This is a genomic window from Micromonospora sp. NPDC049240 (genome assembly GCF_040647835.1).
GTDB lineage: Bacteria > Actinomycetota > Actinomycetes > Mycobacteriales > Micromonosporaceae > Micromonospora.
In genome coordinates this window covers 1-22,222 of record NZ_JBEZCX010000009.1, presented here as the reverse complement: position 1 = coordinate 22,222, position 22,222 = coordinate 1, and the positions used below count along the sequence as shown (strand labels likewise).

Genomic DNA, 22,222 nt, shown 5'->3' with positions numbered 1-22,222 from the left:
CGGGTCTGCCGTCCCTGGGGAGGAACGCCGGTGCCCGACACGCTCAGCTACGCCGACGCGGTACGCCTGCTCGGCGGGGAGAAGAGCAAGGTCGTCGACTGGTTCGACAAGCTGACCGGGGGCGTTCTGCTGGCCGCGTCGGTGCCGGTGCCGGCGTTACTCGGCATCTTCGACGCCAAAGCCGAGTTCGTGCGGCTCGGTCACGAGCTGGTGCGTGGCGTGTCCGAGAAGCGCTCCGGGCTGTCCCGGTACGGGCGGACGCAGCGGCTGGAGGCGGCGCACGCGGTGATCGCGGTGACCGCGTTCTTCGAGGCGCTCGACGGCTTGGGCCTGCCGTTCGACGTCGGAGAGCTGGCGATTGACCGGTCCGACCAACTGCTCCTGGCCGGCGCCCCATACGCCGCGGACGACCTCATCGCCGCACTGTTCGAAACCGCCGCGCCGGTGCCCGGCCCGCACCTGCCCCAGCCGGCGCTGCGGGCAGCGCTCGCCGCCTGGTATGCGCAACAGGCCCACGGGTTCGTCAGGTTCCTCGGCGGGCTGGCCGCCGGAGATGCGCTCTCCGACCTGAGTTGGCGGGTCGCTGAGCAGGCCCTAAACGATCTGCCCGAAGCCGCCGTCGACCGGTACGCCGCCCTGCTGCACCGGCTCGCCGTGGACTTCCCCGAGGTGTCCTTCTGGATCGACCTGCACGAGCACGAGGCCACCCGGGTCGAGGTCCGTCGGCTGTCGCTGGGCCTGGCGGATCTGCACCGGGCCCTGGCCGAGCTGTCCACCGGTTCGGCTCCGGACGGGCGGCGGGCCGGCCTCGCCGCCGCGTACGCCGCCGAACTGACCCGACCGATCATCACCTCCGGCGACGTGCCGGCCGGGCTGACCGTGCCGACGCTGGGCGAGGCGTACGTGCCGCCGCTGTGCCGGATCGCCGAGCTGGACCGGACTGCGCGGCCCAGCGACGAGAACTGGTGGCACGACCAACCGGACCGCGACGACCTCTGGCAGGCGCTGGTCGTCCACTTCACCTCGCCCGGGGCCGTCCGGGCCCCGCTGCTGGTGCTCGGGCAACCCGGCTCGGGCAAGTCAGTGCTCACCCGGATCATCGCCGCCCGCCTGCCCGCCGCCGACTTCCTGGTGGTCCGGGTGGCGCTCCGCGACGTGTACGCGGCCGGCGACATTCAGGAGCAGATCGAACAGGCGGTGCGGCAGGACACCGGCGAGCGCGTCGAGTGGCCGGCGCTGTCCCGCTCGGCCGGCGATGCGCTGCCGATGGTGCTGCTCGACGGCTTCGACGAGCTGTTGCAGGCCACCGGCGTCAGCCAGACCGATTATCTGCGCCGGGTGGCCGAGTTCCAGCGGCGGGAGGCCGACCAGGGGCGGCCGGTGGCGGTCGTGGTGACCAGCCGCACCAGCGTGGCCGACCGCGCCCAGCCGCCGCCCGGCACGTTCGCGGTGCGGCTGGAACCGTTCGATGAGCCCCGGATCGACGCCTGGGTGCGCACCTGGAACCGGGTCAACGCCACGGCGTTCCGGGTGCCGGGTGCCCGGCCGCTCGACCCGGCCACGGTGCTGTCACACCGGGAACTCGCCGAGCAGCCGCTGTTGCTGTTGATGCTGGCCCTCTACGACGCCGAGGGGCACGACCTGCGCCAGGCCGGCGAGCTGCGCCGTGGCGAGCTGTACGAGCGGCTGCTGCGCCGCTTCGCCCGGCGGGAGGTGGTCAAGCAACGCGCCGGCCTGCCCGAGCCGGAGCTGGACCGGGCGGTCGAGGAGGAGCTGTGCCGGCTGGCGGTGGTCGCCTTTGCGATGTTCAACCGGGGCGTGCAGTGGGTGAGCACCGTCGAGCTGGACGCCGACCTGGCCGCGTTGCCCTTCGGCGGGTCGGCGGCTGGCCGGCGGGACGGGCTGCGCGCCCCGCTGGCGGCGGCTGAGGTCGTGCTGGGCCGGTTCTTCTTCATCCATCGCGCCCGCGTCGAGGATGAGGCACAGCGCCGCGAGACGTACGAGTTCCTGCACGCCACATTCGGCGAGTACCTGGTGGCCCGGCTAACCGCGCAGGTGGTCGACGATCTGGTCACGCGGCGTGGGGCGGCCAGCCTCACGCTGACCGTCGAACCGGTCGAGGACGACCTCTTGCACGCCCTGCTCTCGTACGCGGTGCTCAGCAGCCGGAGCACGGTGCTCGTCTTCATCGAGGAGAACCTGCGCGGGCGGCAGATTCCCGTCCGGGACGCCTGGGCCGACCTCCTGGTGCGGTTGTTCCGGGCCGCGCTCTTCGCGACCGGTGGCCGCCGCTTCGACGACTACCGTCCCCGTCGCCTGCGGGAGCCCGCTCGATGCGCCGCCTACACCGCCAACCTGCTGCTGCTGATCCTGGTGGCGGTGTGGGAGACGTCCGGACGGACGCTGTTTCCGGAGGATCCGGTGGCCGAGTGGCGGGCCCAGGTGGGGTTGTGGCGTTCCCAGCTCCCAGCGGAGGAGTGGCAGAGCCTCAGCGACGTGCTGGCCCTGGATCGGCTCGGGGCGGGACCGGACCGGGACGTCCGGCTGCGACTGGGTGACCGCCTCGCGGTGCCACCGGACGCCGACCCCCTGTGGGCGCTCGGTGCGCCGCAGGAGGCGAGCATCGGCCTGTCGGCCGAGATGCTGATCCGGGTCCGCCGCGCCGCCCACCTCGCCTGTGACGTCGACGGAGCGGTGCTGGTCGGCGCGCTGGAGCCGGTGTTCGACAAGCTCGCCACGGCGCTCGCCGTGGTTGTCGGGCCGGACCAGGACGGCGCGTCGTCCGCTGCCCACGCGTTGCTCGATGCGTGGCTGCTGCCGATGCGTCCGGCCTCGCAGCAGGAGCGTCGGCGGGTGTACCTGCGCTGTGTGGTCCTGGCCGAGCGCGGCGCGGAGAGGGTACCCGACTGGGATCGGGTCACCTTCCTGCGCCTGCTGCTCGATCGCGTGGCCGGCGATGACGAGGCGTCCGCCGAGGTGGTGGCCGACGTGTCGGAGGCCGTGTGGCGGCTGAACCTGCTGGCCTCCAGGGCTCATCTGTCGGCGATGATGCGCTGCGTGCAGCGGGTCCTCGGCATGGATCGGGAGGTGGACCAGCGACTCGCCGCACTCGTCGACGCGGTGGTGGAAAAGCACGTGCCGCTGCCCGATCTGTTCTCCGAAGAGGCCTTGGTCGACGTGATGGTGCGGTTGCACGAAATCGGCGTGATGACCATGCCGATTGCGGCATCGCTTCTCGACAAAATCGATCGGCGGTACGGCGGGCGGCGGCCCGACCTGCCGCACCGGCTGGTTCCGCTGGTGGACGATCCAGAGAATCTGTCGCCGAAACACCGACAGGACGCTGTCGGGGGCACCCCTGACGCTGGATCCTGACGGCGTCGGCCGACCGGCCGGTGCGGTGAGGAGGCAGCATGTCCAGCACGCCGGTGACCTGGTTCGAGATCGGCTCCGACCGGCCGGACGAGGCGCAGCGGTTCTACGCCGACCTGTTCGGCTGGAGCTTCGAGGAGCAGGGCGGCCCGGGTAACTCGTACCGGCAGACGGCGGCCGGCGGCGAGCGGGGGATCGGCGGCGCGATCCGGGGCACCGACGCCGCCGCCGACAACTACGCGATCTTCTACGCCCAGGTGACGGATGTGGCGGAGGCGTGCCGGCGGGCGGAGGCGGCCGGCGGCACGGTGCTGGCGGCGCCGGTGACCGCGCCGAGCGGCCTGGTGCACGCGCGGCTGTGCGACCCGTCCGGCAACCTGCTCGGCGTCTTCACCCCGCCCGCCGGAGGCTGAGCGCGGTCCGGATGAAAGAGGTGGGCGGTCGGTGCAAGGGGTTGCACACATCGTCGATGGTGAACATCTGGTTTCATCTGATCGAAGCTGGTAACTTCCTGGCACCACGCGTCGCAAGTTCTTGCAACGCCTTCATCCCCTTGCGTCCGCTGAGTTGGGCCGGGGTGTCAGGAGAGCCGCCATGAGAGGCAGGACCACCACCCGCCGCCGGTGGGGAGCGCTCGCGCTCGCCGCCGGCGTGCTCGCCGCGCTGCTGCCGTTCACCGCCGCCGCGGCGGCCAACACCGTCACCGTCTACTACCAACCGCCGGCCGCCTGGGGCACCGCGGTCAACATCCACTACGGCGTGGACGGGCAGGCCTGGACGCCGGTGCCCGGCGTGCCGATGGACGCCGCCTGCGCCGGCTGGCGTCGCAAGGTCGTCGACCTGGGCGCGGCCACCGGCGCCCAGGTCGTCTTCACCAACGGCAGTGGCGTCTGGGACAACAACAACGGCGCCAACTACCGCCTCGGCGCCGGCACCGTGACCGTCGCCGCCGGCCGGATCGGCACCGGTGACCCGTGCGCGGGTGCCACGCCGACGCCGTCCGCCCCGCCCACACCGACGCCGTCCGGCATCGCCGGCAACACCGCCGAGGTCTGGTACCACCTCACCCCGCGCGGATGGAGCGCCGCGAATCTGCACTACCGGCCCACCGGCGGCACCTGGACCACCGCGCCGGGCGTCGCCATGGAGACGCGCTGCGCCGGCTGGGCCCGCCGGATCGTGGACCTCGGCGCGGCCACCGGGCTGACCGCCGCGTTCAACAACACGACCGGCACCTGGGACAACAACGGCGGCGCGGACTACACCCTCGGCACCGGACGCAGCGTCGTCGACAACGGCCGGGTCACCGCCTCCGCCGCCGACCCCTGCGCGCCGGCCGTCCCGGACACCACGCCGCCGTCCACGCCGGGCGGCCTGACCGCCGTCGCCGACGGGCTGGCGGTCACCCTGACCTGGACGGCGGCCACCGACGACCGGGCCGTCACCGGGTACGAGCTGACCCGCACCGGAGGCGCCGGGAGCACCACGGTCACCAGCACCACCACCCGGTACGTCGCGTACGACCTGCGGCCCGGCACGGCGTACACCTGGACGGTGCGGGCGCTCGACGCGGCCGGCAACCGGTCGACGGCGAGCGCGCCGGCGTCCGCGACCACCGGCAGCGCGCCGGCCGGCGGCGCCCCGCTCGGCGGCGACCCGCGCGAGGACAGCATCTACTTCGTGATGACCGCCCGGTTCGCCGACGGCGACCCGGCCAACAACCGGGGCGGCAGCCAGCACGTGGCCTCCGGCAACGCGGCGAACAACGACCCGATGTTCCGGGGCGACTTCAAGGGGCTGGTCGACAAGCTCGACTACGTCAAGGCGCTCGGCTTCTCGGCCATCTGGATCACGCCGGTGGTGCTCAACCGCTCCGACTACGACTTCCACGGCTACCACGGCTGGGACTTCTACCGCGTCGACCCGCGGCTGGAGAGCGCCGGGGCGTCGTACCAGGACCTGATCAACGCGGCGCACGCCAAGGGCATCAAGATCTTCCAGGACGTGGTCTACAACCACAGCTCCCGGTGGGGCGCCAAGGGGCTGTTCACGCCCACCGTCTACGGCACCCGCGACGACCAGTGGAAGTGGTACTACGACCAGCAGCAGGCCGGCCGCGAGTACGACCCGATGGTCGAGGCGACCGGAAACGACCCGGCGCTCACCCCGGCGCAGAACGCCAAGGCCAAGGGCCGGCCGTACAACGGCGACGTGTGGTCGTCCGCCGCGCCGGCCGGCAACCAGTGCCTGAACTGGGGTACGCCGACCGGCGGGCGCAGCGCCGAGGGCTACTCGCTCTACCAGTGCCAGTGGCCCACCCCGACCAGCAAGCTGTTCCCCGCCGACAGGTACCACCAGTGCTGGATCGGCAACTGGGAGGGCGAGGACGCGCGGAGCTGCTGGCTGCACGAGGACCTGGCGGACTTCAACACCGAGAACGCGGCCGTGCAGGAATACCTGATCAACGCGTACAACAGGTACATCGACATGGGCGTGGACGGCTTCCGGATCGACACCGCCGTGCACATCCCCCGGGTCACCTGGAACCGGCGCTTCCTGCCCGCCATCCAGCAGCACGCGGTGTCGAAGTTCGGCGCGAAGGGCAAGGACTTCTACGTCTTCGGCGAGGTCGCCGCGTTCGTCAACGACAAGTGGAACCGTGGCTCGGTCAACCACTCCGCGCAGTTCTTCACCTGGCAGGAGCGCAAGGAGTACAGCCCGGACGACGTGCGGGCCGCGATCGAGCAGTACGACTACGAGCAGCTCCTCGGCCCGGCCGGGCAGCCCACCACCGACAACGCATTCCTGCGCGGCAACGCGTACCACGCGCCGGATCACTCGAAGTTCTCCGGCATGAACGTCATCGACATGCGGATGCACATGAACTTCTCCGACGCCGGCAACGCGTTCGGCAACGGGAAGGACTCCGACGACAGCTACAACGACGCCACCTACAACGTCGTCTACGTCGACAGCCACGACTACGGGCCGAACAAGTCCGCCACCCGCTACACCGGCGGCACCGACGCCTGGGCGGAGAACATGAGCCTGATGTGGACGTTCCGCGGCATCCCGACGCTCTACTACGGCTCGGAGATCGAGTTCCAGAAGGGCGCCCGGATCGACTGCGGGCCGACCTGCCCGCTGGCCACCACCGGCCGCGCCTACTACGGCGACCACCTGGCCGGCAGCGTCACCGCCGCCGACTTCGGGGTGGTCGGGTCGGCCAGCGGGGCGGTGGCCACCACGCTCGCCCAGCCGCTGGTCAAGCACGTGCAGCGGCTCAACCTGATCCGGCGGGCCGTGCCGGCGTTGCAGAAGGGGCAGTACTCGACCGAGGGCGTGAGCGGCGCGATGGCGTACAAGCGGCGGTTCACGCAGGGCGCGGTGGACAGCTTCGCGCTGGTCACCGTCTCCGGCTCGGCCACGTTCCGGGGCGTGCCGAACGGCCGGTACGTGGACGCGGTCAGCGGCGACGTGCGCACGGTCACCGACGGCACGCTGACCGCCTCGGTCAGCGGCCAGGGCAACCTGCGGGTCTACGTGCTCGACCTACCCGGCAACCCGGCGCCCGGCAAGATCGGCGCGGACGGGCCGTACCTGCGCTGAGCGGGAGGTGTTAAGCGGGCCCCCTCCTATGCGAAATGCGTTAGGAAGGGGCCCCGCCTTTCATCTGGGTGGCCCCGCCGGGGCCGGCCGGGAGGGAGGTGCGGCCGGCGAGGGGTGGCGGGGCCACCGGGTCACTTGCCGCCCTGACCGTGCCAGTCGCGGTGGCCCATGCCGGGGCCGCCCGGACCGGGGAAGACGCCCGCCTCGGCGGCCTTGAGCACCGCGTCGGCCTGCTCCTGGGTCAGCTTGCCGTCCTTGACGGCCTGGTCCAGCCGCTCCTTCAGGGCGGCCTGGCGGTCCTGCGCCGACGGTGGCGTCGGCCGCTCCGGCCGGTCCGCCTGCCGCTGCTCGCGCAGCTTCTCCAGCGCCGCGGTGACCTTGTCGGCCGGGACACCCAGCTCCTTGGCGAGCGCCTCGGCGAACTCGGCCTGCCGGTCGGCGTGCCGCTGCTGGCGGTCGCCGCCCTGGTCGCTGCTCGTGCTGGCGCTCGGTTTGTTGTCGTCGGCGAGCGCCACCGTCGGGGCGGCGATCCCGACGGTGAGCACGCCGGCGGCGGCGAGACCGACCAGCAGGCGCTTCCTCGTCGTGCGGATCATGCGGTTCTCCTTCTCGGTGGTGGTGCGATGACGTCACCGACAGTGACGGTCGGAGCTGGGGGCAACCCGTGGCGACCCTGTCAGCGAGCTGGGAATCGGGCGAGCATCCGGACAAATGTGGTTGCCGCGCCGTCGGGACGGCCGCGACGCTTGGCGGAGATCCCGAGGGAAGGACACCCCTCATGACACAGTCCGTCATCCGCGAGGTCGCGCTCACCGGGCCGGGCTCCGGCCCGTACGCGATCACGGTCGGGCCGGACGGCGCGCTCTGGCTGACGCTGGCCGGCTCCGGCGGCGTCGCCCGGCTCGGCCCGGACGGCGCGGTGCGGGCCTTCCGCACGGACCCGCCGGAGAGCCGGCCGCTGATCATCACCACCGGTCCGGACGGCGCGCTCTGGTACACCCGCTCCGGCGACCACCGGCTCGGTCGGCTCACCGTCGACGGCACGGGCGGCTCGCTTGCGCTGCCCTCGGGTTGCGCCCCGTGCGGCCTGGTCACCGGGCCGGACGGCGCGCTCTGGTACGCCGGCATGGGCGACGACACGGTCGGCCGGGTCACCGCCGACGGGGAGGTCAGCACGTTCCCGTTGCCGGTCGCCAAGGGCTTCCCGTCAATGCTGGCCGTCGGGCCGGACGAGGCGCTCTGGCTGACGCTCAACCAGGCGAACGCCATCGCCCGCGTCGACCTCGACGGCTCGGTGACGGTGCATCCGCTGCCCACCGACGCGGCCGGGCCGGTCGGCATCACCCGGGGTGGCGACGGCGCGCTCTGGTTCGTCGAGATCCTCGCCGGGCAGCTCGGTCGGATCACGCCGGACGGGCGGATCGACGAGTTCCCGCTGCCGGACCGGGCGGCCCGGCCGCACGCGATCGTCGCCGACCCCGCCGGCGGCTGCTGGTTCACCGAGTGGGCCGCGAACCGCCTCGGCCACCTCGCCCCCGACGGCACGTTCACCCACCACGACCTGCCCACCCCGAACTCCGAGCCGCACGGCCTCACGGTCACCCCCGACGGCTCGGTCTGGGTCGCCCTGGAAACCGGCGCGGTCGCCCACCTGACCCCGCCGGCCTGACGAGGTGAAGGGGGTCAGCGGACGGCGGGGGTGACCGTGAGGGTGTCGGTGGCGGTGTCCAGGACGGCGGGGGTGCCGACCGGGACGGTGAGCTGGCCGGGGCCGTGGCCGATCGGGAGGCCGCCGAGGACCGGGACGCCCAGGTCGCCCAGCCGGTCGGTCAGCACGTCGACGACGGTGGTGTCCCAGCCGTCCGCGCACTCGGTGAACTGGCCGACCGCCACGCCGGCGAGCCCGGCCAGGGCACCGCAGCGGCGCAGGTGGGTCAGCATCCGGTCGATCTTGTACGGCGGCTCCTGCACCTCCTCGACCAGCAGGATCGCACCGGTCAGGTCCGGCATGTCCGGCGTGCCGATCGACGCGGTGAGCAGGCACAGGTTGCCGCCCAGCAGCCGGCCCTCGGCCCGCCCGGGCACCCGCACCGGGTACGTCTCCTCCGTCCCGACCGCCGCGACCGTCACCGGTTCCGTGGTCATCAGCGCGGCGTGCAGCGACTCCGCCGAGCGGATCGGGGTGCGCTCGTCCCGCCAGGCGGCGCCCGGACCGTGCACCCCGGCCAGCCGGGCGCCCCGCCAGAGCGCGAACTGCAACGCGGTGATGTCGGAGAAGCCGGCCACCACCTTCGGGTCGCGGCGTACCGCCGCCATGTCGATCAGGTCCACCACCCGCTGCGCGCCGTACCCGCCCCGGGTGCAGAGCACGCCACGGATCCCCGGGTCGGCGAACGCGGCGTTCAGGTCCGCGGCCCGCAGCGCGTCGTCGCCGGCCAGGTAACCCCGCCGGGCGTACGCGTTCGGCGCGGGCACCGGCCGCAGCCCCCAGCCGGTGAGCAGCTCGACGCCGCGGGCCACCCGTTCGGGCCGGGTCGGGCCGGACGGCGACACCAGCATCACCGCGTCGCCGGGACGCAGGACCGGTGGGCGCAGGCAGTCGTCGGTGGACACGATCGCGAGCCTAGTGCGGCCGAGCCGGACCGTCCGGTGTCGGGCGTACCGGCTAGCCTCGACGTCGTGGCGACCGCGCTGGTGATCGAGAACGACCCGACCGACGACCTCCGCCGACTGGGGGAGTGGCTCACCGAGGGGGGTCTGGAGTTGCGCGTCCTGCGCCCGCACGCGGGCGACGCGCTCCCCGCCGACCTCGACGGGTACGCCGCCCTGGTGGTGCTCGGCGGCGACCAGCAGGCCTATCCGCTGGCCGACGACAGCCCGGGCGCGCCCTGGTTCCCGGCGCTGGAGGGGCTGCTACGCAAGGCGGTCCGCCACCGGCTGCCCACGCTGGCGATCTGCCTGGGCGCGCAACTGCTCGCCACCGCGCACGCCGGACGGGTGGAGCGCAGCCCGTCCGGGCCGGAGGTCGGCCCCACCGTGGTCGGCCGGCGCGACGCCGCCGAGACCGACCCGCTGTTCCGTTTCGTGCCGCTGATGCCCGACGTGCTCCAGTGGCACGCCGACGAGATCACCGAGCTGCCGCACGGCGCGACGCTGCTCGCCGCGTCCACCCGCTACCCGCACCAGGCGTTCCGCCTCGGCGACCGGGCCTGGGGGTTGCAGTTCCACATCGAGTGCGACACCGCGATGATCGCCGAGTGGTCGCGCGACTCGGCCACGCTCGCCGAGCTGGGCTACGACCCGGAGCTGGTGGTGGCCGCGTGCGACCGGGCGATGGCCGACGTCGAGGAGGCCTGGCAGCCGTTCGCGGTCCGGTTCGCCGCGCTCGCGCTCGGCGAACTCGGCGACGACAGCCCGCGCCGCAGCCTGCCGCTGCTCGGGGCGTGAGGTGACCCGGCCGGCCCGCGGGCGCCTGGCCCGCTACGGCTTCGCCGAGAGCGACACCGGTCCACGCGCCGTCGACCTGCTCGGCCCGGACGGGCTCGGCCTGTGGCGGCCGGACACCCAGGAACCCACCGACGACCAGGCCGTCGAGCTGCTCACCGCGCTCTCCCGGGCCGCCGACCCGGACCTGGCGCTGCGCCAGCTCCACCGGCTCGTCGAGGCGGAACGGCAGCACGGCGACGAGGTCGCCGTCCGCGACGCGCTCGCCGCCGACCCCGGCCTGCGCCGCCGGCTGGTCGCGGTGCTCGGCGCCTCCTCGGCGCTCGGCGACCACCTGGTCGCCAACCCCGGACAGTGGGCGGTGCTGGCCACCGAGCCGGACGGGCTCGCCCCGACCGCCGACGGCCGGCTCGACCTGACCGCCGCCGCCAAGCTGACCACGCTCACCGGCGCGGTCCCGCTGCTGCGGCAGGCGTACCGGTTGGCGCTGCTGCGGATCGCGGCGGCCGACCTGACCGGCGGGCGCGGCCTGGAGCAGACCATGGCCGCGCTGTCCGGCCTGGCCGACGCCACGCTGGCCACCGCCTACGACATCGCGGTCGACGAGCTGCCCGAGGGCACCACCCCGCCCCGGCTCGCGGTGGTCGCGATGGGCAAGTGCGGCGGCGACGAGCTGAACTACGTCTCCGACGTCGACGTCATCTTCGTCGCCGCCGGTGACGACGACCTGATCGCCGCCACCCAGGTCGCCACCCGGCTGATCGGGATCTGCGGGCTGGTCGCGTGGCCGGTCGACGCCGCGCTGCGCCCGGAGGGCAACCGGGGTCCGCTGGTCCGCACGCTCGCCAGCCACCTGGCCTACTACAAGCGTTGGGCCCGCACCTGGGAGTTCCAGGCGCTGCTCAAGGCCCGCCCGGCGGTCGGTGACCTGGTGCTGGCCCGGGAGTGGATCGCGGCGCTCGCCCCGCTGGTCTGGACCGCGGCGGAGCGGCCGGAAGCGGTCTCCGACGTCCGGTCCATGCGCCGCAAGATCCTCGACAACGTGCCGCCGAAGGAGCTGGAACGCGAGATCAAGCGCGGTCCGGGCGGCCTGCGCGACATCGAGTTCGCCGTCCAACTGCTCCAGCTCGTGCACGGCCGCGGCGACGAGTCGCTGCGCGTGCCGGGCACCCTGCCGGCGCTGCGCGCCCTGGTCGCCGGCGGCTACGTCGGCCGCGCCGACGGCGAGGCGCTGCTGCGCGGCTACCGTTTCCTGCGCGCCGTCGAGCACCGGCTCCAGCTCCAGGGCCTGCGCCGCACGCACACCGTGCCGACCGAGCCGGCCGCGCTGCGCTGGCTCGCCGCCGCGCTCGGCTACGCGGCCACCCCGGGCCGCAGCGCCGTCGAGGAGTTCCGCGCCGAGTGGGTCACCCACGCCACCGAGGTACGCCGACTGCACGCGAAACTGCTCTACCGGCCGCTGCTGGAGTCGGTGGCCCGGGTGCCGGCCGAAGGGCTGCGGCTCACCCCGGAGGCGGCCCGGCACCGGCTGGAGGTGCTCGGCTTCGCCGACCCGGCCGGCGCGCTGCGGCACCTCCAGGCGCTCACCGGCGGCGTCAGCCGCACCGCCGCGATCCAGCGCACGCTGCTGCCGGTGCTGCTCGACGAGTTCGCCGACGCCCCGGAGCCGGACCGCGGCCTGCTCAACTACCGGCAGGTGTCCGACAAGCTCGGCAGCACCCCGTGGTATCTCCGCCTGCTGCGCGACTCCGGCCCGGTCGCGCGCCGGCTGGCCCGGGTGCTCTCCTCCTCCAAGTACGCGGCCGACCTGCTGGCCCGGGAGCCGGAGGCGTTGCGGCTGCTGGCCGAGGACAGCGAACTGACCCCGCGTCCCCGGGAGACCCTCGTAGAGGGCTTCGTGGCGGCGGCGGTCCGGCACGACGACCCGGTCGAGGCCACCCGTGCGGTCCGCGCGCTGCGCCGCCGCGAGCTGGTCCGGATCGCCGCCGCCGACGTGCTCAGCCGGGCCGGGTCGCTGGCCCCGCTCACCCCACGCCCGCCGGGCGGCGGGGCACGCCGTCCCACGGTGGTGGACGTCAGCGCGGTCGGCACCGCGCTCTCCCACGTCACCGACGCCACGCTGGCCGCCGCGCTGCGCGCCGCCCGGGTCGCCCAACCCGGGCCACCGGGCCTGCGCTTCGCCGTGATCGGCATGGGCCGGCTCGGCGGGTACGAGTCCAACTACCTCTCCGACGCCGACGTGCTGTTCGTCTACGACCCGCCGCCCGGGGCGGACGAGAACGCGGCCGGGGCGGCCAGCGCCGCCGCGCACGCGATCGCGGAGGAGCTGCGCCGGCTGCTCTCCGCGCCGGCGCCTGACCCGCCGCTCGGCGTCGACGCCGACCTGCGCCCGGAGGGCCGGCAGGGCCCGCTGGTCCGCAGCCTGGCCGCGTACGCGCAGTACTACGCGCGCTGGTCGAAGGTGTGGGAGGCGCAGGCGCTGCTGCGGGCGCGGTTCGTCTGCGGCGACGCCGACCTGGGCGCCGAGTTCGAGGCGATGGTCGAGCCGGTGCGCTACCCGGCCGACGGGCTGAGCCGCGAGCAGGTGGTGGAGATCCGCCGGATCAAGGCGCGGGTGGAGACCGAGCGGCTGCCCCGCGGCGCCGACCCGGCCACCCACACCAAGCTGGGCCGGGGCGGGCTCGCCGACGTCGAGTGGGCCGTGCAACTGCTCCAGCTCCGGCACGCCGGCCGGCTGCCCGCGCTGCGCGGCACCCGTACCCTCGACGCCCTCGCGGCGGCCCGCGAGGCCGGCCTGCTCGACCCCGACGACGCGGCCGAGTTGGCCGCCGGCTGGACGCTCGCCGCGCAGGTCCGCGACGCGCTGATGCTGGTACGCGGCCGGGCCGGCGACCAACTGCCCCGGCACGGGGTGGAGCTGGCCGGCGTGGTGCGCCTGCTCGGCCACGAGGACCCGGGCGAGTTCCTCGACGAGTACCTGCGCACCGGCCGCCACTCGCGCACCGTCGTCCAGCGCATCCTCGAAGCCCCACTCTGACCTGATACCGGCCCTGCAACGTGCCGTCGCGTACGCACACCGCCTGTGCGCCAGCGTGCCGAGGAGTGTCCCAAGAAGAATGTGGCCCGCGCTGGGCTGTCCGGAAAGGGCACACGGAGCGGGTCTCGGGTGGGCGGGGTCATTCGGGCAGCGCCAGCGCCCAACCCATGATGCGCTCCGCCAGACCCGGTGGGATGCTCCCCGAGTTCTGGGCCGCGTAGTCGTCGATCGCGTCGGCGAGTTGTGCGCCGAGGTGAAGAATCAGGCCCCGGCGGTCGCCGTCGAACATGACGAGGAGCGCCGTGCGGGCGGTCGTGCACGGCCAAAGGCCGCCCGTCGCGCGGCACGTCCACCCCGGGCGGACCGGGGAGTGGTCGTCGGTGAGGTGATTCACGCCATCACCCCCGCAGCCAGCGAACAGCGTAGGGCCGCGGGTCGGCGGGGCGGGGCATCGAGTCTGCGGACGCCGTCGGCGCGAACGTACAGCGACCGGCGGGCGGTCGCGCCGCCGTCCGGGCCGAGCTGGTAGCCGTCCACCCAGCGCCACCCGTCGAAGGTCGTCCAGTCGAGTTCGCGAATCACGCGGAGCGTGATCGGGTGCGCGAACTGGGGGGACGCCGAACGGGTCAGGTGAAGCACGTCGCCCGCGCGAAACGCTGGAAGGGCGGGCGGGCCGACCGTGCGGCCACGGGGCGCGGTCATCGCCGCTCCCCGTTGCGCCGGAAGACGGTCGTCGTCGCGGGGGAGGACGCCCACGCGTGGCCGGTCGTCGGGGGGCGGGTGGCCGGTGGCGGGTAGAGCGGGGTTACCTGGGCCCGGCGACGCAACCTCAGGCAGTAGCGCCAGGTCATCAGACCGCAGGAGCAGGCCAGGCCGGGCGGGACCAGGCGCAGGCGGGGGCGGTGAAAGCGGGAGGAGAGGACGGCAATCCGGTAGAGCCTCGGCTTCTGTCTGTGCACGGCGCGCTCCTCTCATGGGGACTGGGAGAGGGGCCGCCCCGCGCTGAGTGACAGACGGACGAGGCGGTCCCGTGACTGACACGGTCGCCGGGCCCCTTCTCCCACCGGCCGCGCCGTCTAAAGAGCAGCCTGCCGAGAGTTGCGGGACAGTAACACCGCGTAGCAGTATGTAACTCAGACATCAGGGACGATCGGATGAGACAGAAGGATGAACCGGGCTGTCCAGCGAGCAATGTCAGAGGCGGGGCACACCGCCGAAAGCGTCGCAGCTCAGGTAGGCGTAGACCCGAAGACGGTTGCCCGTTGGGTCACCCAGGACCGCATCCCCCAAACTCGGCATCGCGCGACGGTGGCTGAGCTCCTTCGTCGGGACGCGGAGGAACTTTGGCCGGACGCGTCGCGGCGGCGCGACCCGAAGTGGTTTCGTCCATGGGCTGACATCGAGCGCGAGGCGCTGGGGCTGCGCTGGTTCGAAAGCGCAGTCATTCCCGGGCTGCTTCAGACTTCTGACTACGCCCGCGCCGTTCTCGCCAGTGGACTCCTCGCGGCGGACGCTGAGCATTTCGTCGAGGCTCGGCTACGTCGGCAGTCGGCCGTGCTGGACCGCCCTCGCCCGCCGCTGGTCGTATTCGTCATCGACGAGGGGGCGCTACGCCGAGGGGCACCCGATGTCCTCGGCCCGCAGCTTGACCACCTCGCCGCGCTCGCTCAGCGGCCAAACGTGATGATCCACGTACTGCCTCTGCGAGCCGGCCTGCACCCCGGCCAAGCGGGGCCGTTCATCATCGCCAGCACGCCCGAGGGGGACGACGTCGGCTACCTCGACGACCAGGCGGCCGGGCGGATCACTAATGACGTTGCTCCGCTGTGGGCGGTTTGGGATACCGTGAGGTCGGTCGCGCTGCCGCGAGACCAGACCGTCGAGCTATTGGAAGCACGATCATGGATGATCTGACCGGCGCTCAGTGGCGTAAGAGCACCCGCAGCAGCTCCAACGGCGGGGCGTGCGTGGAAGTCGCGGACAATCTTCCCGGCCGCGTTTTCGTGCGGGACACCAAGGACCGCGACGGCGGGACGCTCGCCTTCCCGCCCGCAGCATGGGCGGGCTTCGTCAACCTCGCTAAGGAGATCGGCCCGCTCGGCTGACCTCGACCACCTGGAGGCCCTCGGCGATCATGCCCGGGGGCCTTCAGCTTTCGCGGCGCGGGAACTGGTAGATACGCGACACCGGGCGGTCCTCGCCGCGCTGCGCCGTCCGTTCGTCGGCCCGCCCCAGTTCGTATGCCTCCTCGAAGTCGGGGGCGGACGGCTGCGAGGCCGGGTTCCGGCGACGCCGAAGCGCGGCGAAGACGACCGGTGATGAGTTCTCCCGCCCGCGTCCGTCACACCCTCGACGGGACACGACGAGACACGAGGATGACGAGATGAGCGCGCAGACGTGGCGGGCGGGGCGGGACGAGATCGACGGGCCGGTGTTCGCCGGGCTGACCGAGCGGCACCGGCGGGAGCTGCACGTGCACTGCTACCGGATGCTCGGGTCGTTCGAGGACGCCGAGGACGTGGTGCAGGAGACCTTCCTGCGAGCGTGGCGGCGGCGGGAGACCTACGCGGGCCGGTCGACGCTCCGGGCCTGGCTCTACCGGATCGCCACCAACGCCTCGCTGGACCTGCTCGCCAAGCGCCGCCCGGCGCCGGCGACCGGCGGTGAGGTGCCGTGGTTGCAGCCCTACCCGGACCGGCTGCTCGACGAGGTGCCCGGAGGCGACGCGGACGAACCGGAGGCGGTCGCCGTGGCACGGGAGACGATCGAGCTGGCGTACCTGGTCGCGGTCCAGCACCTCGCGCCGCGCCCGCGCGCCGTGCTGATCCTGCGGGATGTGCTCGGCTGGCCGGCGCGGGACGTCGCGGAGCTGCTCGGGGACTCCGTCCACTCGGTGAACAGCGCATTGCAGCGGGCCCGTGCCGGAATGCGCGCGCACCTGCCCGCCGAGCGGCAGGACTGGACCGGCGGCGAGGAGGACGCCGGCACCCGCGAGTTGGTCCGCCGCTTCACCGACGCCAGCGTGGCCAAGGACGTCGGCCGACTCGCCGCGCTGCTGCGCGAGGACGTGCGTTGCTCGATGCCGCCCACGCCGGGCCTCCAAGTCGGTCGCGCCGCAGTGGTCGCGGACTGGGTGTCGGACGGCTTCCCGGAGCTGGGGCGCCTGCGGGCCGTTCCCACCTCGGTGAACCGGCAGCCCGCCGTCGCCTTCTACCTCTGGCAGGAGGGGGCAGGCGCGTACCTGCCGCTGACGGTCGACGCCCTGCGCGTCAGCGGCGGGGCGATCGCCGAGATCGTCACGTTCCACGCCGACCAGTTCCCACGGCTCGGGCTGCCCGGGCGTCTGCCGGCCGACGACGCCGAGTAGTCCTGTGCGCATCCGCGTCCCCCGAAGCGAATCCTGGAGGAACGACATGACCAGCGCCAACGACGCCTCGGTGGTCGCCGGCCCGGCGCCGGGCCGGACCGGCCACCGCTTCCGCCGGCTCGCCGGCACCGGTCTGGTCGCCACGCTCGCGGCGGTGGTGGTCACCACCCTCGCCGCCGCCGTCGCCCGCGCCCTCGGCGTCGACTTCGCGGTCCCCGACGGCGGCGAGACCATCCCGCTGGGCGGGTTCGCGGTGGTAACCGGCTTCTTCTCCGTCGTGGGCGTGATCATTGCCGCCGCCCTGCTGCGGTGGAGCGCCCGTCCCGCCGAGCGGTTCGGGTGGACGGTCGGGTCGCTGACCGCGATCTCGCTGGTCCCGCCGTTTCTGGTGGGGGCGGACACCGCCACCGTCGCCGCGTTGGTCGGGCTGCATCTGGTGGCGGCGGCGGTGATGATCCCGGCCCTGACGCGGAGCCTGCGCCGCCGGGCCGGGTGACGGTCAGCCGGTGAGCGTGTAGGTGCCGGGGCGGGGCACCGTGACGGTGAGCCAGTCGCCGTCGGGGGAGAGCGTGGCGCCGTCGGTGACGGACAGCCAGCGGTCGTGGCGGACCCGGACCGGCACCGGACCGGCGACGGAGGCCCGGAACGTGACCGAGGCGCCGTCCTGCCGGACCAGTTCACCGGGCGCGCCGACCAGCGGCGTGGGGTCGGCGACCGCGTAGAGCCGCCAGTGCCGGTCCGACCAGACCTCGGTCAGGTACGGCTGCCCGGCGGCCACCAGTTCCGCCTCCGGCCGCCCCACCCAGGACAGTTCCGCGTCCGGCACGGCGACGTACTGCACCGCGTTGTCGGCCAGCCAGGCCCGGTAGCTGTCGGCGGTCAGCGGGACGCCGGTGCCGGCAGCGCCCGGCACGGTGGTGAAGAACAGCGGGTTGCGGTCGATGTCGGCCTGTCGCAGCCAGCCCCGGGCCAGCGGCACCTCGCCGAGGCGGGCGGCCTCCCAGTAGTTGCGGGTCGGCGGCACCTCCACCCGCCCGGTGAGCCCGCGCCGGGCCAGCTCCGCCCGCAGCGGCGCGAAGTACGCCGGATCGGCCGTCGGGTCGTCGGCGCTGCGCAGGTCGGCGGTGACCACCGGCGGCTGCCACCAGCAGACCGCCGCCAGCAGCGCGGCCAACCCGACCGCCCCGGCGGCCCGGGGCAGCCCGCGCCCGACCGCCTCGCGCCCGGCGAACGCGTCCCGGCGGTCGGCGGCGGGAGACAGCCGACCGGTCAGGCCGCGCGGCAGGGACGCGGCGGCGGCCAGCACCGGCAGCGCGAACATCACCACCAGGCGGGTGGCGTTCAGCCCGACCGGGGTGGGCAGCAACGCGGCCGCCAGCACCCCGGCCGCGGAGAGCAGCGCGCCCACCCGCACCGGCCGGTACGCCACCAGCGCCGCGACCAGCAGGCTGGTCACCACCGCGTGGACCGTGTCCGCCCGGCTGATGTTCATCCAGCCGCCCTCCCCGAACAGCAGCCCGGTCACCGCGAGCGGCCCGGCCGCCGGCACGGCGAGCAGCAGGCCGTCGGCGTACCGGCGGGTGAGCAGCAGCGCGACGCCGGCGAGCCCGACGAACAGCCCGGCCACCGGGCTGGCCGCGGAGGCGAGCAGCGCGGCGACGGCGACCGTTGCGGCGCGCATCCGGTTGGCCCGGCCGGTCACGTCGGCGGGCAGCGTCAGGGCGAGCAGCGCGGCCAGGCCGAACGTGACACCGAGCGCGTAGGTGACCCGGCCGGAGACCAGGTTGCCGGCGATCGTGACGACCCCGACCAGGCTGCCGAGCAGCGGGCGGGGCACCCGGAGCCGGACCAGCAGGGCCGCGAACGCGGTGGCCGAGGCGAGCAGCGTCAGCGCGCCGGTGGGGCGTACCCCGAGCAGCGCCATCAGCGGCGGCGAGACGAGGCTGTAGCCCCACGGGTGCACGCCGCCGTACCAGCGCAGATCGACCAGGGCCGGCCCGTGCGCGGCGAAGAAGCCGGCGCGCGCCACCTGGGCGGACAGGTCCGAGCCGGTGGCCGGCAGGACGAGGAGGAGCACGGCGAGGACGAGCGCCGACGCGGCGGACACCGCCACCACCCGACCGCCCCGCATGCCCACCTCCTGATCGCGAACCACCGTACTGGCAGCATGACGAGGGTGTCTCACCACCTCTCGCGCTGGACCGGCCTGGCGGGCTCGGTGTTGCTCGCCGTGGCCGCGTACGTCGGCGGCGCCCTGCCCGACGGCGAGCTGCGCCCCACCCCGGTCAGCATCTGGCAGGGCCCGGACGGGCCGCTGATCATCGGACTGTGGCTGGCCGGCACCGCGCTGCTGGCCTGGGCGTGGTGGTCGTTGCGGAACCGGGTGCCCTCGGCCAGCTGGGCGTTGGTGACCGTCGCGCTGTGGATGCTGCCGATGCTCGTCGCCCCACCGCTGGGCAGCCGGGACGTCTACGCGTACGCCTGCCAGGGTGCCAGCTTCTCGGCCGGGATCAACCCGTACGAGCAGGGCGTGTCGGCGCTGCCCTGCCCGTGGCTGGACACCATCTCGTACATCTGGCGGGACACGCCGGCGCCGTACGGGCCGCTGTTCGTGCTGATCGCCGGCGCGGTGGTCAAGGCCACCGGGTCGCTGTGGGGCGCCGTCGCGCTGTTCCGGGTGCTCGCCGTGGCCGGGGTGGCGCTGACCGCTTGGGCGCTGCCGGCGCTGGCCCGCCGCTGCGGGGTGCCGCCGAAGCAGGCGCTCTGGCTGGCGCTGGCCAGCCCGCTGGTGCCGGTGCACCTGGCCTCCGGGGCGCACAACGACGCGATGATGGTCGGCCTGCTCGTCGCCGGGCTGGCCGTGGTGGCGAGCAGGCCGGGCCGCCCCGGGCCGTTGCTCGCCGGCGGGTTGCTGCTCGGCCTGGCCGCCGGCATCAAGGTCACCGCGCTGGTGGTGGTGCCGTTCGCGGCGCTCGCCGCGGTCGTCGGGCCGTACCGGATCCGGACGCTGGTCCGCGACGGCGGGTGGGTGGTCGGCGGCGCGCTGGCCGCGCTGGCCGGCGCGACGCTCGTGGCCGGTCTCGGGCTCGGCTTCATCAGCGGCCTGGAGCAGGGCGGGCTGGTGGTGGCCTGGACCTCACCGCCGACCGCGGTCGGGCAGACCGTCGGGTACCTGCTGGCGCCGTTCGGCGTGCACGTCGACGCGCTGCCGGTGACCCGGGCGATCGGCATGGTGGTGCTTGTCGCGCTGCTGGTGTGGCTCTGGTTCCGGGCGTGGCGCCGGGGCGAGCCGTTCTGGTACGCGGCGCTGGCGCTGGTCGCCACCGTCGCGCTCGCCCCGCTGTTCCACCCCTGGTACTGGCTCTGGCCGCTGGCCGTGCTCGCCGCCACCGCGCGCCGTACGCGCTGGTTCTCGATCGTCACAGTGGTGTCGTCGTTCCTGGTGCTGGCGGACGGGACCGGTTTACCCCGGTACACCAAGATGCCGGGTGCGCCGCTGATGACGCTGTTCGTGATAGTGCTGGTCGTGTGGTTGGTACGGTCGGCTCGGAAGGGGCGGCAGCCGGTTCCGGTGGAGTGAGGAGTGTGCCGGTGAGCGAGCCCGACGCGCCGGTCCGGCCGGTGGCCGCCGCGCTCGCCCGGTACGCCGGACTCGCCGGTGCGGTCCTGCTCACCGCGGCCGGCTGGCTGGGCGGGGCGCTGCCCGACGCGCCGCCGCGTACCACGCTCGCCGGTCTCTGGCAGGCCCCGCACGGGCCGGTGACGCTGGGCTGCTGGCTGGTGGGGACGGTGCTGCTGGTCGGCGCCTGGTGGTCGCTGCGCTGGGGCGCCCCGTCGGGCCGGTGGGCGTACCTGACGGCCGGGCTCTGGTCGTTGCCGCTGCTGGCCGCGCCGCCGCTGGGCAGCCGCGACGTCTACTCGTACGCCTGCCAGGGCTGGACCTGGACGCAGGGGGTCAGCCCGTACCGGGTGGGGGTGGCGGCGGCCGGCTGCCCGTGGACCGGTTCGGTGTCGCCGATCTGGCGGGACACGCCCGCGCCGTACGGGCCGTTCTTCGTGTTGTTGGCCGGGCTGGCGGTGCTCGCCGGCGGTGGCCTGGTCGGGGCGATCGTGCTGCTGCGGCTGGTCGCGGTGGCCGGGGTGCTGCTGGTCGCCGCCGCCCTGCCCGGCCTGGCCCGGGCCGCCGGGGTGCCGGCCCGTCGCGCGGCCTGGCTGGTGCTGGCCTGCCCGCTGGTCGGGGTGCACCTGGTGGCCGGCGCGCACAACGACGTGCTCGCGCTCGGGCTGCTCCTGCTCGGGCTGCTGGCGCTCGTCCGCCGGCCGGGCACGCCGCGCGCGCTGCTGGTGGCCGGCGTGTTGTTGGGCCTGGCGGTCGCGGTGAAGGCGGTCGCCGTGGTGGTGTTGCCGTTCGCGGCGCTCGCCGCGGTGTCCGGCCGGCACACCTGGCGGGCGCTGCTGCGCGACGGTGGCCGGCTGGCCGCGGCGGTGCTCGGCACGCTCGTCGTCCTGTCGCTCGCCACCGGCCTCGGGTTGGGCTGGGTGGACGGGCTCGGCCGCAGCGGCGACTCGCAGCAGTGGACCTCGCCGCCGACCGCTGTCGGTTTCGTGATCGACTACGCCGGTGAGGCGGCCGGGCGTGACCCGCACGCCGTGCCGGTGACCCGGGTGGTCGGGCTGGTGCTGCTGGCCGGGCTGCTGGTGGCGCTCTGGTGGTGGGTGTGGACGGCGCTGCGCCGGTCGGGCGCGGATCGGCAGCGGGTGGCGTTGTTCGGGGGCGGGCTGGCGCTGGCCGCCACCGTGCTGCTCGCCCCGGTCTTCCACCCCTGGTACGCGGTCTGGCCGCTGGCCCTGCTCGCGGTGGCGGTGGTGTCGCCGGCCCGGACCGTCTGGTTCGTGGCGCCCTGCGCGGTGGCCTCGGTGCTCACGCTGCCCGACGGCACGAACCTGGCCCGGTTCACCAAGGCGCCCGGCGCGGTGCTGATGACGGTGCTGGTGGTGGCTGTCGTGGTGGCCGGCGTCCGGGCCGGCCTGCGCCGCCGGCACCTGCCGCGCTGACACCGGCCCGCCAGCGGAACGGCCGGGCCGGCCCCGCGGAAGGCGGAGCCGGCCCGGCCGGTGCTGACGAGAGTGTGCTCAGCAGTCGAAGTACATCGCGAACTCGTGCGGGGTCGGGCGCAGGCGCACCGGGTCGACCTCGTTGGCCCGCTTCCAGTCGACCCAGGTGGAGATCAGGTCCGGCGTGAACACGCCGCCGTCGAGCAGGTAGTCGTGGTCGGCCTCCAGCGAGTCGAGCACGGCCGACAGCGAGCCGGGGACCTGCTTGACGTCGCCCCACTCCTCCGGGGGGAGGTCGTAGAGGTCCTTGTCGATGGGGGCCGGGGGTTCGATCTTGC

18 protein-coding genes and 1 pseudogene are annotated in these 22,222 nt (G+C 74.2%); 12 read left to right on the top strand and 7 right to left on the bottom strand.

Translation table 11 applies throughout. The annotated features are described in order from the left end of the window. The first annotated feature begins 30 nt into the window (after nt 1-30). The 3 genes from AB0B02_RS15200 to AB0B02_RS15190 all read left to right on the top strand — a co-directional run bounded on the left by AB0B02_RS15200 (nt 31) and on the right by AB0B02_RS15190 (nt 6,981). The gene (locus AB0B02_RS15200; protein WP_357300646.1) at nt 31-3,375 is read left to right on the top strand and encodes a hypothetical protein; all 3,345 of its coding nucleotides are present in this window, start codon (nt 31-33) and stop codon (nt 3,373-3,375) included. A gap of 38 nt (nt 3,376-3,413) precedes the next feature. Beyond that, entirely contained in the window at nt 3,414-3,785 is a 372-nt protein-coding gene (locus AB0B02_RS15195) for a VOC family protein (RefSeq protein WP_281936845.1), read from the top strand. 181 nt (nt 3,786-3,966) lie between these two features. Then, on the top strand, nt 3,967-6,981 hold the full coding sequence (locus AB0B02_RS15190) for a carbohydrate binding domain-containing protein (RefSeq protein WP_357300644.1): 3,015 nt from the start codon (nt 3,967-3,969) through the stop codon (nt 6,979-6,981). Nucleotides 6,982-7,112: 131 nt separating this feature from the next. Here the strand turns inward: AB0B02_RS15190 and AB0B02_RS15185 are convergent, their stop codons facing one another. Further along, nucleotides 7,113-7,577, bottom strand: coding sequence for a hypothetical protein (locus AB0B02_RS15185; RefSeq protein ID WP_357300642.1), 465 nt, complete (start codon nt 7,575-7,577; stop codon nt 7,113-7,115). Nucleotides 7,578-7,759: 182 nt separating this feature from the next. Between AB0B02_RS15185 and AB0B02_RS15180 the strand changes: the two genes are divergently transcribed. Further along, a complete protein-coding gene (locus AB0B02_RS15180) occupies nt 7,760-8,650 on the top strand; it encodes a virginiamycin B lyase (RefSeq protein WP_357300640.1) in 891 nt (296 codons plus the stop codon). A gap of 14 nt (nt 8,651-8,664) precedes the next feature. Here the strand turns inward: AB0B02_RS15180 and AB0B02_RS15175 are convergent, their stop codons facing one another. Then, nucleotides 8,665-9,594 (bottom strand): LD-carboxypeptidase, encoded by a 930-nt coding sequence (locus AB0B02_RS15175; protein WP_281936839.1) that lies wholly within the window; start codon nt 9,592-9,594, stop codon nt 8,665-8,667. A 66-nt stretch (nt 9,595-9,660) separates the two neighbouring features. On the opposite strand from AB0B02_RS15175, the gene AB0B02_RS15170 reads away from it, so the two are divergent. Then, nucleotides 9,661-10,428 carry a type 1 glutamine amidotransferase gene (locus AB0B02_RS15170; protein ID WP_281936838.1) on the top strand — a complete coding sequence of 256 codons (768 nt, stop codon included), beginning with the start codon at nt 9,661-9,663 and terminating at the stop codon, nt 10,426-10,428. Nucleotide 10,429: 1 nt separating this feature from the next. Further along, on the top strand, nt 10,430-13,462 hold the full coding sequence (locus tag AB0B02_RS15165) for a bifunctional [glutamine synthetase] adenylyltransferase/[glutamine synthetase]-adenylyl-L-tyrosine phosphorylase (protein ID WP_357300637.1): 3,033 nt from the start codon (nt 10,430-10,432) through the stop codon (nt 13,460-13,462). Nucleotides 13,463-13,601: 139 nt separating this feature from the next. On the opposite strand, the gene AB0B02_RS15160 is transcribed toward AB0B02_RS15165, so the two are convergent. The 3 genes from AB0B02_RS15160 to AB0B02_RS15150 are packed head-to-tail and all read right to left on the bottom strand — an operon-like array spanning nt 13,602 to nt 14,421. After that, a complete protein-coding gene (locus AB0B02_RS15160; RefSeq protein WP_281936836.1) occupies nt 13,602-13,856 on the bottom strand; it encodes a flavin reductase in 255 nt (84 codons plus the stop codon). Beyond that, nucleotides 13,853-14,164 carry a hypothetical protein gene (locus tag AB0B02_RS15155; protein WP_281936835.1) on the bottom strand — a complete coding sequence of 104 codons (312 nt, stop codon included), beginning with the start codon at nt 14,162-14,164 and terminating at the stop codon, nt 13,853-13,855. The genes AB0B02_RS15160 and AB0B02_RS15155 overlap by 4 nt, the downstream gene beginning before the upstream one ends. Further along, nucleotides 14,161-14,421: a hypothetical protein gene (locus AB0B02_RS15150; protein ID WP_357300634.1), complete on the bottom strand. Its 261-nt coding sequence runs from the start codon at nt 14,419-14,421 to the stop codon at nt 14,161-14,163. Before AB0B02_RS15150 ends, AB0B02_RS15155 begins: the two co-directional genes overlap by 4 nt. 208 nt (nt 14,422-14,629) lie before the next feature. On the opposite strand from AB0B02_RS15150, the gene AB0B02_RS15145 reads away from it, so the two are divergent. From AB0B02_RS15145 to AB0B02_RS15130, 4 genes are all read left to right on the top strand, one after another. Beyond that, nucleotides 14,630-15,376 (top strand): Scr1 family TA system antitoxin-like transcriptional regulator, encoded by a 747-nt coding sequence (locus tag AB0B02_RS15145; protein ID WP_281936831.1) that lies wholly within the window; start codon nt 14,630-14,632, stop codon nt 15,374-15,376. Then, entirely contained in the window at nt 15,364-15,567 is a 204-nt protein-coding gene (locus AB0B02_RS15140; protein WP_281936829.1) for a DUF397 domain-containing protein, read from the top strand. Before AB0B02_RS15145 ends, AB0B02_RS15140 begins: the two co-directional genes overlap by 13 nt. Before the next feature lie 278 nt (nt 15,568-15,845). Continuing rightward, complete coding sequence (locus AB0B02_RS15135; RefSeq protein ID WP_281936827.1) at nt 15,846-16,829, top strand: RNA polymerase subunit sigma-70; 984 nt, start codon at nt 15,846-15,848, stop codon at nt 16,827-16,829. Between the two features lie 46 nt (nt 16,830-16,875). Then, complete coding sequence (locus AB0B02_RS15130; RefSeq protein WP_281936825.1) at nt 16,876-17,325, top strand: DUF6069 family protein; 450 nt, start codon at nt 16,876-16,878, stop codon at nt 17,323-17,325. A gap of 3 nt (nt 17,326-17,328) precedes the next feature. Here AB0B02_RS15130 and AB0B02_RS15125 read toward each other — a convergent pair whose 3' ends face one another. Further along, nucleotides 17,329-18,960: a hypothetical protein gene (locus AB0B02_RS15125; protein ID WP_357300629.1), complete on the bottom strand. Its 1,632-nt coding sequence runs from the start codon at nt 18,958-18,960 to the stop codon at nt 17,329-17,331. A 45-nt stretch (nt 18,961-19,005) separates the two neighbouring features. Here AB0B02_RS15125 and mptB (AB0B02_RS15120) point away from each other — a divergent pair, with 45 nt between their 5' ends. Further along, nucleotides 19,006-20,409, top strand: coding sequence for a polyprenol phosphomannose-dependent alpha 1,6 mannosyltransferase MptB (gene mptB / locus AB0B02_RS15120; protein ID WP_357300981.1), 1,404 nt, complete (start codon nt 19,006-19,008; stop codon nt 20,407-20,409). 11 nt (nt 20,410-20,420) lie between these two features. After that, nucleotides 20,421-21,884 carry a polyprenol phosphomannose-dependent alpha 1,6 mannosyltransferase MptB gene (gene mptB / locus AB0B02_RS15115; protein ID WP_357300627.1) on the top strand — a complete coding sequence of 488 codons (1,464 nt, stop codon included), beginning with the start codon at nt 20,421-20,423 and terminating at the stop codon, nt 21,882-21,884. Between the two features lie 78 nt (nt 21,885-21,962). Here mptB (AB0B02_RS15115) and AB0B02_RS15110 read toward each other — a convergent pair. Then, nucleotides 21,963-22,222 (bottom strand): annotated as a pseudogene (locus tag AB0B02_RS15110) (type I glutamate--ammonia ligase); the annotation flags it as partial.